11 protein-coding genes are annotated in these 13,842 nt (G+C 72.6%); 5 read left to right on the top strand and 6 right to left on the bottom strand.

The genetic code is table 11. The annotated features are described in order from the left end of the window. Nucleotides 1–137: 137 nt before the first annotated feature. A complete protein-coding gene (locus ABT001_RS04940) occupies nt 138–1,406 on the top strand; it encodes an ABC transporter substrate-binding protein (RefSeq protein WP_351272486.1) in 1,269 nt (422 codons plus the stop codon). A gap of 49 nt (nt 1,407–1,455) precedes the next feature. Here the strand turns inward: ABT001_RS04940 and ABT001_RS04945 are convergent, their stop codons facing one another. Then, nucleotides 1,456–2,958 (bottom strand): hypothetical protein, encoded by a 1,503-nt coding sequence (locus tag ABT001_RS04945; protein WP_351272489.1) that lies wholly within the window; start codon nt 2,956–2,958, stop codon nt 1,456–1,458. Between the two features lie 197 nt (nt 2,959–3,155). Next, nucleotides 3,156–4,538 carry an NsdA family TPR-like regulatory protein gene (locus ABT001_RS04950; RefSeq protein ID WP_351272491.1) on the bottom strand — a complete coding sequence of 461 codons (1,383 nt, stop codon included), beginning with the start codon at nt 4,536–4,538 and terminating at the stop codon, nt 3,156–3,158. A 254-nt stretch (nt 4,539–4,792) separates the two neighbouring features. Between ABT001_RS04950 and ABT001_RS04955 the strand changes: the two genes are divergently transcribed. Genes ABT001_RS04955 through ABT001_RS04965 form a run of 3 tightly spaced genes read left to right on the top strand, consistent with a single transcriptional unit; the run spans nt 4,793 to nt 7,976 of the window. Further along, nucleotides 4,793–5,470 (top strand): bifunctional DNA primase/polymerase, encoded by a 678-nt coding sequence (locus ABT001_RS04955; RefSeq protein ID WP_351272494.1) that lies wholly within the window; start codon nt 4,793–4,795, stop codon nt 5,468–5,470. Between the two features lie 38 nt (nt 5,471–5,508). Then, entirely contained in the window at nt 5,509–6,333 is an 825-nt protein-coding gene (locus ABT001_RS04960; protein ID WP_351272497.1) for an ABC transporter ATP-binding protein, read from the top strand. Then, nucleotides 6,330–7,976: a transporter gene (locus ABT001_RS04965; RefSeq protein ID WP_351272500.1), complete on the top strand. Its 1,647-nt coding sequence runs from the start codon at nt 6,330–6,332 to the stop codon at nt 7,974–7,976. The genes ABT001_RS04960 and ABT001_RS04965 overlap by 4 nt, the downstream gene beginning before the upstream one ends. Nucleotides 7,977–8,034: 58 nt before the next feature. On the opposite strand, the gene ABT001_RS04970 is transcribed toward ABT001_RS04965, so the two are convergent. Both ABT001_RS04970 and ABT001_RS04975 read right to left on the bottom strand, forming a co-directional pair. Then, nucleotides 8,035–8,928: an alpha/beta fold hydrolase gene (locus tag ABT001_RS04970; RefSeq protein ID WP_351273050.1), complete on the bottom strand. Its 894-nt coding sequence runs from the start codon at nt 8,926–8,928 to the stop codon at nt 8,035–8,037. Between the two features lie 724 nt (nt 8,929–9,652). Beyond that, nucleotides 9,653–10,345, bottom strand: coding sequence for an iron-dependent transcriptional repressor DtxR (locus ABT001_RS04975; protein WP_351272503.1), 693 nt, complete (start codon nt 10,343–10,345; stop codon nt 9,653–9,655). Nucleotides 10,346–10,552: 207 nt separating this feature from the next. Between ABT001_RS04975 and ABT001_RS04980 the strand changes: the two genes are divergently transcribed. Then, nucleotides 10,553–11,308: an SIS domain-containing protein gene (locus tag ABT001_RS04980; RefSeq protein ID WP_351272505.1), complete on the top strand. Its 756-nt coding sequence runs from the start codon at nt 10,553–10,555 to the stop codon at nt 11,306–11,308. A 30-nt stretch (nt 11,309–11,338) separates the two neighbouring features. Here the strand turns inward: ABT001_RS04980 and ABT001_RS04985 are convergent, their stop codons facing one another. Together ABT001_RS04985 and pdxH are read right to left on the bottom strand one after the other, a co-directional pair. Next, nucleotides 11,339–12,724: a PAS domain-containing protein gene (locus tag ABT001_RS04985; protein WP_351272508.1), complete on the bottom strand. Its 1,386-nt coding sequence runs from the start codon at nt 12,722–12,724 to the stop codon at nt 11,339–11,341. A gap of 443 nt (nt 12,725–13,167) precedes the next feature. Next, complete coding sequence (pdxH, locus tag ABT001_RS04990) at nt 13,168–13,800, bottom strand: pyridoxamine 5'-phosphate oxidase (RefSeq protein ID WP_351273052.1); 633 nt, start codon at nt 13,798–13,800, stop codon at nt 13,168–13,170. Nucleotides 13,801–13,842 lie beyond the last annotated feature (42 nt).

Below are 13,842 nucleotides of genomic sequence, written 5' to 3' on the forward strand. Positions count from 1 at the left end.
GAAGCTGGCTGCACGGTTGCCGATCGTACGTTCCTCCCCGGCGCCCGTGTGCGGCCCCCCGTAATTCACCTTTACGTCACCGTGCGTTGACCAGAGCACGCTGTGGCGTTACCCGTGAACCGCAAAAGTTCATAACCATGACCGGACGGCGACGCCTCACCTCCCCCCGCCCCCACACGCTCATCACCACGGTGGCGGCCGGGGCGCTGCTCGTTTCCGGCTGCGGGATCCTCCCTGGGGCCTCGGGGGACTCCAGGGAGCCCGTCACCGTGATGACCTGGGCCCCCGACAGCACCGGTGCCGACACGGTGAACATGGCGGGCATGCCGGCCATGGCGAGGACCTACGCCCGCTGGATCAACGAGAAGGGCGGCATCGACGGCCACGAGCTCCGCGTGCTCACCTGCAACGAGCAGGACACCGCGGCCGGGGCCTCCAAGTGCGCCCGGCGGGCGGCGGACGAGGACGTGGCGGCGGTCGTCGGCTCGTACAGCAGGCACGGCCGGGCGTTCCTGGCTCCGCTGGAAGCGGCCGGGATCCCTTACATCGGCGGGTACGGTGCCTCCTCCGACGAATTCACCAGCTATCTGTCCTACCCGGTGAACGGCGGCCAGCCGGCTCTCGTCGCGGGCAACGGCGAGCAGCTGGCGGGCAGTTGCGAGCGGGTGGCGCTCGTGCGGCCCGACACCCTGGTCGGCGACACCATGCCCGGCCTGCTCAACTCGAGCCTCGACCGGAGCAAGCGTCCGGCGTCCCACGACATCAGCACCTCCGAGGCGGCCACCTCGTACGACGTCGAGGCGGCGAAGGCCCTCGACCAGGCGGACGGCGGCTGCGTGACCGCGGTGCTCGGCAAGGGCACGGAGACGTTCTTCGACTCCTTCCGCCGGCTGGAGCCCGAGGGCAGCGAGGTACGGATCTCGTCGGTGCTCGGCAGCGTCGGCCAGAACCTCATCGACCGTACGGGCGGGCCCAGCAGCCCCTTCGAGGGTGCCCTCGTCACCGGCTGGTACCCGGAGCCCGGCGACGCCCGCTGGAACGAGATGCGCGAGGTGATCCGGAAGTACGCCTTCGGGGACAACCGGATCGACCCGTCGGACACCGGTGTGCAGACGACCTGGATCGCCTACACCGCGCTCGAGGCCGTCGTCGAGGCGATGAACCGGCCGGACATCACGGCGGGCGGGATCTCCGTCAGCCTCAACCGGGGCACCGAGGTGGACACCGGTGGTCTCACCCCGGTCCTGCGCTGGCGCTTCCAGGACATGGTCGGCACGGCCGCCTACCGACGCGTCGTCAATGGGCGGGTGACGTTCCTGGTGGTCCGCGACGGGCGTATCACCGCCGAGAAGCAGGGCTTCGTGGACGTCACGGACACCCTCGTGAACGCCCCCGCGCGCGGCTGACACACGCTCGGCCCTCCGGCCCGGGGGCACCGGGCCGGAGGACGCCGCGTCAGAGCTGCGTGGGAGCGTGCTCGGTCAGCCCGTACTTCCGCGCGATGGCGTTCCAGAGCCCCGAGGCCTTGCGCTTCTGGAGGGTGGCCTCGCTGCTCGACTCACCGGCCCGGACGGTCGCTCCGGTCGATCGGGCCTTGCCTCCCTTGCAGACCTTCTTGTCGTTCCTGGCCTGGTCGGCCCACGTGGCGTAGTGGTCGTCGGCCTCCGCCGACGCCTGCCAGGCCTTCGTCAGTGAGGCCTTCAGCTCTGCGTTGGCGGGGAGCTGGTCGACACTGAGGGTCTCCAGCTGGGTCACCAGTCCCCTGCGCTGCGCCGCCGCGCCCGTCAGGTCGGTGGCCGCCTCGTCGAGGGCACGGCAGTCCTTGATCTTCTCCACGGCGCTGATCACCGCCGCGCGGCTGTCGTTGCTGTCGGCGAGCAGCTTGTCGAGCGCCTCGGCCTGCGGCTTCGCGGGGTCCTCCGCCGTCTGCCCCGCCGTGTCGCCCGCGGGGGAACTCTGCGCCGCCACCGGCTGCTTGTCGTCGGAGGACTTGTCGTCCCCGCCGCTCATCAGCGCGCCGGCGCCGAGTCCGACGACGGCGCAGCCGATGACGACGGCCGCGATCAGCGGAACGGCCGCAGACCGTCTGCGCGGCTCCTCATGGTCCGGCTTCTGCCCGCCGTGGGCGCCCTGCGGGCCCTGCCCCCCGTAGGGCGGGACGCCCTGCGGGGGCTGCTGGGCGGCCTGATGCGGCTGCTGTGCCTGGCGCGGCTGGTGCGACTGCTGGGGCCGCTGCTGCTGCCCGTCGAAGTGCGGCATCTGCTGTGTGGCGCCCGCGGGCCCCTCGCTGCGGAAGAGGCTGTCGAACTCCGCGGGCGGCTGCCGGTCGCCCGGTGCCCCCGGCCGGATGCCGTACGGGGCGCCGCCGGGGACCGGGGGTATGTACTGGGTCGCGTCCGAGTCGGACGGCTGCGCGGGGGCGGCCGACTGCCCCAGGTACCGGGTGGACTCCGCCGGGTTCTCGGGCGGGAGCCCCCCGGGGAGGGGGCCGCCGGGGATGGGCGCGATGTACTGCGTGGCGTCCGCGTCGCCGCCCTGCGCCATGCCCTGGCCCGCGCCCCTGCCCTGGGATCCGGCCTCGGGCGGCAGGGGCTGGGCGTACGGCTGCTGCTGCTGGTGCTGCTGGTGGTACGGGCCCTGCTGGTACGACCCGCCCTGTTGGGGCGGGTACTGCTGCTGCGGGGCCTGGTACGGCCCTTGCTGCGGCTGCTGGTACGCGCCCTGGTGGTGGGGCTGCTCCGGCGGCAGCTGCCCCGGAGGGCCGCCCTGGTGCGTGCCCTCCGGCCCCCAGGGCCGGCCCCACGGCTGCCCGCCCGCGGGGACGGCCTGGTCCGGCTGTACGCCCGCCTGCCCCCCCGCGCTCCAGGGGGCACCACCCTCCGCGGGCAGCACGACACCTTCGTGCGTGGGCCGTACAGCGGGAAGCTGCGGCTCGTCACCCTGTCCGCTCTGCGTCACCGGGACTCCTACGTGTGAACCGTGTGAACCTGTGCAATCGTCGGCTCACGCTACCGGGTGCCCGGAGACCGGCGCCAAGCGCCCAGGGGCGCTCACCACCCCTTCACACAGCAGGGGGGACCGACGGGTGAACCCCGGGGCGCCCACTACACCGTTCACGGCCGGGTCGCCCGAGGTCCGCACCGGGTTCACGGCCGTCAGGCGGCCTGGAGCTCCAGTCTGGCGCCGAACTCCCGGACCGCGGGCTCGTCCCCGTACGGCTCGAACCGCTGCTGGAGGTCGTCGAGGTATTCGGCGCCCCGGCTGGAGCGCACCGTCCCCAGCAGCTCCATCGCCCGCAGCCCCGTGTGACACGCCTGCTCCACCTCACGCTGCTGCACCTGCGCGGTGGCCAGCAGCACCAGACCGATGCCCCGGCGCCGGGTCCGGGACTCCGGAAGTGCCGCCAGGGCCTCCTTCGCCCTGCGGGCGGCCGGTTCGGCCTGGCCCAGGTCCCGGTGGCAGTGGGCCAGTTCGTCGGCGAGGTAGCCGGCGTCGAAGTGGGCGATCCAGTCCGGGTCGTCGCCCTTGTCCGGGTCCGCCTGCTCCAGCGCGGCCACCGCGCGGCCCGCAGCGGCCTGGCAGGTACGGGCGTCGCCCATCAGGGCGTGGCCCCGGGCCTCCGCCGCGTGGAACATCGCCTCCGCCCGCGGGGTCGCCCGTCCACGCGCGCCCTCCTGGGCGGCCCGGGCCAGTTGGGCGATCTCACGCGGGTTGCCGAGCTGGGCCGCGAGATGGCTCATCGAGGCGGCCAGCACATAGCCCCCGTACGCCCGGTCGCCCGCGGCCTGGGCCAGCCGCAGGGCCTGGATGTAGTACCGCTGGGCGAGCCCCGGCTGTCCGGTGTCGACGGCCATGTACCCGGCGAGCTCGGTGAGCCGGGCGGCCGCGCCGAACAGCTCACGGCCGACCGATTCACGGTACGAGCCCGAAAGGAGCCCGGAGACCACGCTGTTGAGATAGTGCACAAGGACGGGCCGCACGTGTCCGCTGCCGAAGCGGTGATCCAGGTCGACGAGCGCGGCCGTCATCGCCCGCACGGCGGCCACGTCCGGCGCCCCGACCCGGGCACCGGCCGTCCGCGCGACCTGCGGATCGGCGCTCGTGATCAGCCAGTCGCGGCTCGGCTCGACCAGCGCGGAGGCGGCCACCGCCGATCCGGACAGCAGGTCGCGGCGGCCCACGTCACTGCGCCACAGCTCGCAGACCTGCTCGATGGCTCCCAGCACGGTGGGCGCGAACTGCAGACCTACGCCGGAGGCCAGGCTCTTGCCGTTGGCCATGCCGATCTCGTCGATCGTGACCGTGCGGCCGAGCTTGCGCCCGATCGCCTCGGCGATGATCCCCGGCGCCCTGCCTCGCGGTTGCTGTCCGCGCAACCAGCGGGCCACGGAGGTCTTGTCGTAGCGGAGATCGAGCCCTCGCTCCGCCCCGACCATGTTGACGCGTCGTGCGAGACCGGCGTTGGAGCACGCCGCCTCCTGGATGAGCGTCTGGAGCCGTTCGTTCGGCTGGCGGGCGACGAGAGGTCTGGCTGCCATTTTTCCCCCTGGGACCGCAGTGATTCAGGAAGGCATCACTGCCCGGCACGGCACAAGAAATGCGCATACTCATCTGTATCGGGTATGGGCGGTGGCGAGTTGGCACAGTCCTGCCCATCGTTACCCGCACGTCGCCGCCCGTCCTCCCGCGCGCCCCCGTCCATGCATCCGTGCGCCCCACATGCAGGATCGATCCCCCGCAAAGGGCTCAGGAGTGCCCGTAACCCCGGGTGACGCCGGTAGTTGAGTGGGACGTGGAAGAGACCATCGGAGTGACGGAAGCCCCCCAGGTCCCCCAACAGCGTGGTGAGCAGCTGATGGAGGCCGCGGCCTGGTACGCCCAGGAGCGGCACTGGGACGTGTTCCCTGGCACCTGGCTCGAGACCGCCGGAGGGGCGGAGTGCTGCTCGTGCGGTGACACCGGCTGCGCCGCCCCCGGGGCCCACCCCACCGGGCCGGACTGGGCCGGCCAGGCGACGGGGAGCGCCGCCGCGGCCCGCCGGATGTGGTCCGGGCAGCCCGGGTCGTCGGTCCTCATGCCCGCGGGCCGGACGTTCGACGCCCTGGACGTACCGGAGTCCGCCGGCTTCCTGGCCCTGGCCCGGATGGAACGGATGGGCGTCACTCTCGGCCCGGTGACCCGCACCCCGGACCGCCGCATGCTGTTCTTCGCGCTGCCGGGCGCCGCCGCCAAGGCGCCCGGCCTGGTGCGGCAGTTGGGCTGGGACGCCGGGGCGATCGGCATGGTGGGGCGCGGCGAGGGCGATTACGTGGCCGGACCGCCGACCCGGATCGCCGGCCGCGGCGCCGTGCAGTGGGCCCGCCGCCCCTCCCGCGCCAACCTGTGGCTGCCCGAGGCGGACGAGCTGATCACGCCGCTCGCGTACGCCTGCGCCCGGGAGGCGGCCGACGCCCGGACACGCCTTTCGTAGGGTGGTCCCCACATGCGGGGACATCGAAAGGCAGTGCCATGCCGGACCAGTCGGACAGTACGAACAGGACGGACACGGCGGGTGTGGCTCCGACGCCACCGCCCGCCGTGCGGGTGGAAGGGCTCTGGAAGCGGTTCGGGGACCAGATCGCGGTCTCGGGCATCGATCTGGAGCTGCCGGCGGGGAGGTTCATCGGCCTGGTGGGTCCCAACGGCGCGGGGAAGACCACCACGCTGTCGATGGTGACCGGACTACTCAGGCCCGACATGGGCCGGATCGAGGTCGGCGGCCACGACGTGTGGCGGGATCCGGTGGAGGTGAAGTCCCGGATCGGGGTGCTCCCGGAAGGGCTGCGACTCTTCGAACGGCTCTCCGGCCGTGAACTCCTCGCCTACACCGGCAGGTTGCGCGGCCTTCCGGGCACCGAGGTGGACAAGCGGGCCACCCAGCTCCTCGACGTACTGGATCTCGCGGGGGCCCAGCACAAGCTGGTCGTGGACTACTCGACCGGGATGCGCAAGAAGATCGGCCTGGCGTCCGCCCTGCTGCACAACCCCGAAGTGCTGTTTCTCGACGAGCCGTTCGAGGGGGTCGACCCCGTGTCGGCGCAGACCATCCGCGGGGTGCTGGAGCGCTACACGCGCTCCGGCGCGACCGTGGTCTTCTCCAGCCACGTCATGGAGCTCGTGGAGTCCCTCTGCGACTGGGTCGCCGTCATGGCGGCGGGGCGGATCCGGGCCCAGGGCACGCTCGCCGAAGTGCGCGGCGAGGCGGCCTCCCTGCAGGACGCCTTCCTCGAACTGGTCGGCGCGGGTGCCCGGGACACCGGTGAGTCCCTGGACTGGCTGGGCGGTGCCCGATGACGGTCCTGGACGCCGCCCCCACGGCCTCACCCGCCCCCGCCGTACGCGGGCAGGGCCTCGTCCCCGTCTTCGTACGGCTCAAGCTGACGCTGCTGCGCAACGGGCTGCGCCAGTCCTCCGGGCGGCGGGCCGCCTACGTCGCGTCCCTCGTGGTCACCCTGCTGCTCGCGGTGGGCCAGGCGATCGGCCTGGTCGCCCTCCGCGGGCACGCGCAGGCCGGCACCCTGGTGGTGCTGTTGACCGCGGTGGTCGCGCTGGGCTGGGCGTTCATGCCGCTGTTCTTCCCGAGCGGTGACGAGACCCTGGACCCGAGCCGGCTGGTGATGCTGCCGCTGCGGCCCCGCCCGCTGACCGGGGCACTGCTCGTGGCCTCGCTGATCGGCATCGGCCCGCTCTTCACGTTCACGCTGGCTCTCGGCTCGGTGATCGCGGTGGCGCACGGCGCGGCCGCGGTGGTGTTCGCGGTGGTCGCCGTGCCGCTGACCCTGCTGGTGTGTGTGGCGCTGGCCCGGTCCGTCGCCACGGCCAACATCCGGCTGCTGACCTCGCGCAAGGGCCGCGACCTCGCCGTGCTCAGCGGGCTGGTGATCGCGGTGGGCATCCAGTTCGTCAGCTTCGGTGCCCAGCGCCTGAGCCGGGCGGGCGGGCTGTCCACGCTCGAACCGGTCGCGGACGTGGCCCGCTGGCTGCCGCCCGCGTCGGCGCTCGGAGCCGTGGGGTCCGCCTCCGACGGGGCGTACGGCACCGCCCTGGCACAGCTGCTGCTCTCCGTGCTCGCCCTGGGCGGCCTGTTGTGGCTGTGGGAGCGCAGCCTGGTGAAGCTGATGACGGCACCCGACGGCTCCACGGTCGCCGCCGGCGAACCCTCGGCCGGTCGCTCCGGCGCTGACCGTTCCGGGCGCTTCCCGCTGCTCCCCGACGGTCGTACGGCCACGGTGATGCAGCGGAGCCTGCGGTACGTCGTACGGGATCCGAAGACCAAGGCTGCCTGGGTGTCGGCGCTCGCGATCGGTCTGATCGTGCCGGTGCTCAACGCGGTGCAGGGGTCGGGGTCGGTCTACTTCGCGTGCTTCGCGGCCGGGATGCTCGGCATGCAGATGTACAACCAGTTCGGGCAGGACACCTCCGCGTTCTGGATGGTGGCGCTGTCGATCTCCACGCCCCGGGACGCCTGTCTCGAACTGCGGGCGCGGGCCCTGGCCCTGCTGCTGATCACCTTGCCGTACACCGTCCTGGTGACGGTGGTGACGGCGGCGGTGCTCGGGGACTGGGCGGCACTGCCGGGGGTCATGGGGCTGTCCTTCGCCCTGCTCGGCGCGATGCTGGCGACCGGCGCCCTGGCCTCGGCGCTGTTCCCCTACTCGATCCCGCAGGACGGGGCGTTCAAGAACGTCGTGCCGGGGCAGGCCGGACTCGCCTGGATCTCCATCCTCGGCGGCATGGTGACGGCAGCGCTCCTCAGCGGGCCCGTGATCGGGCTGACGATCTGGCTCCATGTGGCGGACCACCAGGGTCAGTTGTGGCTGCTGCTACCGGTGGGTGCGGTGTACGGGGCGTTCATCGGGTGGCTGGGCGTACGGCTGGCCGCACCGCGCACGGCGGACCGGCTCCCGGAGATCCTCGCCGCGGTCAGCAAGGGCTGAGCACGCGGCTCACGAGGCTCCGGCCGCGGGGCTTCCGGGGCCAGGGGGGGCTTCCGGGTCAGGGGCTGACGGGCTCCCGGTCGTCCCGGAAGTCCTCCGCGAGCTGCCGCAGGAAGGGCTCCACCGCCCTGCGCCAGCCGTCCGGCCGGTCGTAGTGGACGAGATGGCCTGCGTCCTCCACCTCCGCGTACTGCCCGCGCGGCAGGACACGGACCATCTCCTGGGCCTCGGCCCTTCCCAGCTCCCCGTCGATCCCGCGCAGGACCAGGGTGGGGCAGCGCACCTGGGCCAGCTCCTCCCAGTGGGCGTCGTAGACCCAGGTGGCCCGGGACGTCAGCATCTGCTGCCGCGAGAAGACGGGCCGCCAGCCGTCGGAGCTCTCGGCCATCACCTCCGCGTAGAACTCACCGCGGGAGGGGCTGGGCCGCTCCACCCAGGGGTCGTCCTCGCCGAACCACTTCCGCACCTCGGCGAGCGTCGCGAACGGGAGCGGCCACGTCCTGAACCAGTCCTCCCACTCGCGCTGCGAGGCCGCGCCGAGAGCGGAGGCACGCATGTCGCAGATGATCAGCGCCTTGACGAGATCGGGGCGCTTCGCGGCGAGCTGCCACGCGGTGAGCGCACCCATCGCGTGCCCGATGAGGGTGACGGGGGCGAGGTCGAGCTGTTCGATCGCGGCCTCGACGTCCGCGACGTAGGCGTCGCGGGTGTACGGGCCGTCGGCCGGCTTCTCGCTACGCCCGTGACCGCGCTGGTCGAGGCCCACCGGCCGATGGCGCTCGGAGAGCCAGCGAGCCGTGGAGGCCCAGTGGGCCGCCCGGCCCATGAGCCCGTGGAGCATTAAGACCCCGGGGGCCCGCGCGGCCTCCGCACGCTCCTTGGGCGGGTCGGCGAACTCCCAGGCCGCGAGGCGTACGCCGTCCGATCCGGTCACATCGATGCGCCGCACCATAGGTTCTGGCACCCCCTTCTGCTCCTCGATCACCATGTGTTCGTGCACGCCAGACTATCGAACCTATATTCGAAAACCTGCTTCCGGCTCGCAACGTCCCACGTTTGAGTGACAACGGTTCAGGATTGACGACGGCCCCCCAGGGGAGACCTTCTCCGGGAAGCGGACCGCTCGGGGACAGGGGTCCGCGGGGACTGACTTCGAGAGCTCGGGGCTCCAGGTCAGCGCAGGGGAGGACCGGCCCCGGCACCTTCGGGCGCCGGGGCCGTCCCCTGTTCCGGAATGCGTGGGTCCGCGCCCACGGCGGACCAAGGGGGCGACCGGTGCCGCGACGGGCGCCGGAAGGCGCGTGGGGCCGGGGTGAACACCCCGAGCGACCATGAAGGCATCGGAAAGCGCGAGGGCCTCGGAACGCGCGAAGACCTCGGAAAACCCAGCAGCCACCTCACGGTGCGCGTGCCAGTACGACGGGCGCATTCCCTGCTCCCTCCCCGGACCGCGCGGCGGACCTCCGCCGGCGCCCTCAGGTCACATGCCTGGCCACAGCCTGGCACGCGTTTCGCCCGGGCGCTGCGATTCCGGGCGGAAAACAGAAAGCGGTCTTACCCGCTCAGATCTGCACGTGCATCCGCACCGACGCCCGCACATGCAGTCGGGCACCGGCGCGTGCGCAGACGCTGCTCAGCACGCTGCTCGGCGCCTGGGCAGCGCGGCCCGGCGCCGCTCAGCGCTTGGCGACGAAGACGTGCGAGGCGACCTCGGAATTCAGCTCGGCCGCCTCCCCGCTCGAACCGACCAGCACCCCGCCGGCCGACTCGGTCACGCTGACGACCGAGCCGGGCTGCACGCCCGCCCGCCGCAGCGAGTACATCAGCTGCGCGTCGGTCTGGATCGGCTCACCGATCCGGCGCACCACCACGGTCTTGCCCTCCGCGCCCGGGTCGAGCTCGGCCAGGCTCACCATGCCCTCGTCCAGGAACGGATCGGCCCCGGCCTGCTCGCCCAGCTCCTCCAGACCCGGGATGGGATTCCCGTACGGGGACTCCGTCGGATGCCGCAGCAGCTCCAGCACCCGGCGCTCGACGGCCTCGCTCATCACGTGTTCCCAGCGACACGCCTCGGCGTGGACCTGCTCCCACTCCAGACCGATGACGTCGACCAGCAGGCACTCCGCGAGCCGGTGCTTGCGCATCACCCGCGTCGCCAGGCGACGCCCTTCCTCGGTCAGCTCCAGGTGGCGGTCGCCCGCGACCTGGACCAGCCCGTCCCGCTCCATGCGCGCCACCGTCTGGCTGACCGTCGGACCGCTCTGGTCCAGCCGTTCCGCGATCCGGGCGCGCATGGGGACCACGCCTTCCTCTTCGAGCTCGAGGATGGTGCGGAGATACATCTCCGTCGTATCGATCAGTCCGGACATTCGTGCCCCTCGATGCTGTGACCTGAAGTCGTCGTGCGATGGCCCTCCACCAATTCTGACGCATAGCGCCGACAACCGGGCCCCACCATCAGGACTCCGTACCCATGGCCCGCCCGGTGCGGTATTGACAGCCCACCGGTCCGGACCGCAACGTGATCCGCGACACGGGCCCCGCACGGGCCCTCACCCGCAGGAAAGGCCTCCTCGATGAGCGACAGCAAGCTCGCCGGTCAGTTCTTCGACGCAGCGATCGGCCTGCTGGAGCGGGTGCGCGACGAGGAGTCCGGGGCGATCGCCGCCGCGGGGGCCGCGATCGCCGACACCGTCGCCGCGGGCGGCCGGCTCTTCGCCTTCGGAGCCGGGCACTCCTCGCTCGCCGCGCAGGACGTCGTCTACCGTGCGGGCGGCCTCGCCCTGATGAACCTGCTCTCCGTGCCCGGCACACTCGGCGTCGACGTCATGCCGGCCACGCTCGGCTCCGCGCTGGAGCGGGTGGACGGTCTCGCGGGCGCCGTGCTCGACGCCGGCCCGGCCCGCTCCGGAGACCTCCTCGTGATCATCTCCCTGTCGGGCCGCAACGCACTGCCCGTGGAGATGGCGCAGAACGCGCGGGCGCTCGGGCTGACGGTCGTCGGGGTCACCTCGGTCGCGTACACGAAGGGCACCAGATCACGGCACGTCTCCGGCGGATTCCTCCGGGACCACTGCGACATCGTGCTCGACAGCAAGATCGCCGTCGGCGACGCGGAGCTGACGGCGGAGGGTGTCGAGGCGCCGTTCGCGCCCGCCTCCACCGTCGTCACCAGCGCCCTGATGCAGGCCATGATGGCCACCGCGGCGGAGGAACTCGTCGCACGGGGGATCGAGCCGCCGCTGCTGCGCTCGGGCAACGTCGACGGCGGACACGAGTGGAACGGGCGCGTGATGCGGGAGTACGGCGACCGCATCTTCTACCGGCACTGACCTGCACTGACCGGCACTGGACGGCCGGACTCAGACCGGCCCGGCCGTCAGCCGGGCCAGGTCGACCGCCGACGCGACCCGGACCGCCACACTCTCCGCGTACATCACGTCGGGGCGTTCGAACGCGCTCCGGTTCGCCGCCCGGAGGAACGTCACCACGCCCAACGTCCGCCCCCGGCTCCGCAGCACGGCGCACAGGGCGTGCACGGAGTCACCCGGCCACTGCTGCTCCACGGCCCACGCCGCGCCCGCACCGGCCGGCGCGGCGGCACGGACGGAACCCGTGCGCTCCACCGCCTGGAGGGCCGGGTGCCCCGGTGCGTACCGCACGGGCAGCGCTCCACCGGAGACCGGCAGGCAGGGCCCCGGCGCGTCGGACGGGGTGGCCGCGGCCCGTACGAGCCGCTCCCCTGCCGCCAGGTCCGCCAGCAGATCGACGACGACGTGGTCCGCGAACCCCGCCAGTGCGTAGTCCAGCGACGTGGTCGCCGCCTCCATCGGGTCCTCGCACTCCGCCGCCTGGCGGGCCGCCCGGTGCAGCTGGTTCGCGCGGAACCGCACCCGGTCCGCCTCCTGCTCTGCCAGCTTCGCCGCCGTGACGTCCCGGAAGAGCCAGCCGACCCCGAGCGGTACGGGCTCCTCCGCCAACGGTGAGGCCAGCCGCAGGAACCCACTGCGCCAGCAGCGCCGCCGGTCACCCTCGGGGGTCCGCAGCGTCACCCACAGCTCGGCCGGTGCGGACGGCGCGCCCTCGGCGAGGACGTGCTGCAGGGCCCCCTCCAGATCCTCCACCCCCTGGACGATCAGCTCGCCCAGCGGACGCCCCAGCGGCGCGGTGCGGCCGCCGCCCAGTGACCGGGCCGCGTAGGCGTTGACCATGGTCGGACGCAGGTCGACGTCGACGAGGACCACGCCCCAGGACGCGTCCTCGAACAGGGCCTCGCTGAGCGCGATGGACCGCTCCAGATCGATCTGCGCGTGCATCTCGCTGAACGCGCAGTACACCCCGGCCGGCTTCCCGTCCTCACCGCGCACCCCGGACGACTGGGTCCGTACGAGGACCCGCCCGCCGTCCTTGCGCAGCAGCGCGAACTCGTGGACCTGCCGCCCCGGCGCGTCCATGGCGGCCAGCAGCCGCCCCTGCACGTCGCCCGCGTCCGCGCTCCGCACGGCCCACCCGGCGAAACCGCGCCGTCCGACGGCCTCGGCGGCGGTCCAGCCGAGGATGCGCTCGGCCTCACGGTTCCAGTGGGTGATGGTGCCGTGCGCGTCGAACGCGCAGAGCGCGGCGTCCATCCCGTCGAGCAGCGCGGCGAGGAGCCTGGACCCCGGAATCGCCGCCGCCGACGGCTCCCGCCCGGGATCCTCGTCGGGACCGAGCGCGTCGGTGGTGCCGGTGCTCCTGGAAGCACTCACTCCGTACCTCCCGCAGGGGGTGTTCCGCTTCGCTTTCCGCGTTGCCGCACGTCAGACCATTGAACTCGAACGTGAGCCACCACACAGCCACTTCCACGAAATCCGGTGTCCACCGGGCTCCGTAAATTCGCTTGTGCGGCCTGGGGGAGGGTTTCTAGGCTGTGGGCACACGCTGAAAGGAGGTGATCCGAAAAGTGCAGTCTTATCGGATTCGTGAGGTGGCTGCGGGCTGACAGCCCGTCGTCGCACACCGTGCACCTCGGCAGGCTGCCTGCCGAAACCCGAGCAGTCACCGACCCGCAGGCTCGCCGGTAAGTCCGGCCGGCTCCTCCGCAAGGAGGGACCAGAGCCTGCGGGTTCCTGCGTTTCACGGGCAGCGGGCCGGTACTGCTGGGACCGGCCGGATGCTGCCCGCTCCTTCCGGTCCTCAGGCGGCTGACCGGTCAGGGGCAGAGCCGCTCCACCCGCCAGTCGGCGGCCGGGCCGTCCCGGACGTAGCGCAGCCGGTCGTGCAGCCGGTTCTCCCGGCCCTGCCAGAATTCGATCGCGTCCGGCACGACGCGGAATCCGCCCCAGTGCGGCGGGGCGGGCACCTTCTCGCCCTCCGGGTAGCGGGCCGCCAGCTCGTCGTAGCGGGCGGTCAGCTCCTGCCGGGAGCCGACCACCGTCGACTGGTCGCTGGCCCAGGCGCCCAGCTGGGATCCATGGGGGCGGGTGCGGAAGTAGGCCACCGTCTCCTCACGTCCGACGCGGGCCGCGGTGCCGGTGACGATGACCTGGCGGGCGAGCGGGTGCCAGGGGAAGAGCAGCGAGACGTGCGGGTTCGCCGCCAGCTCGCGACCCTTGCGGGAGCCGTAGTTGGTGAAGAAGACGAAGCCCCGGCCGTCGTAGTGCTTCAGCAGCACCGTCCGTGAGGACGGCCGGCCCTCCGGGTCGGCCGTGGACACCACCATCGCGTTCGGCTCCTGGAGGGCGCCCTCCCCGGCGACCTGACGGAACCAGCGGGCGAACTGGTCCATGGGATCGGCGGCGAGATCCTTCTCGACGAAGTCCTCGGAGCGGTACTGCTCGCGCATCGCGGCCGGATCGGTGGTGCAATCGGATGACGGGACGCGGGA

The sequence above is a fragment of the Streptomyces sp. NPDC002793 genome, from assembly GCF_040295485.1.
In the GTDB taxonomy this organism is placed as follows: domain Bacteria; phylum Actinomycetota; class Actinomycetes; order Streptomycetales; family Streptomycetaceae; genus Streptomyces.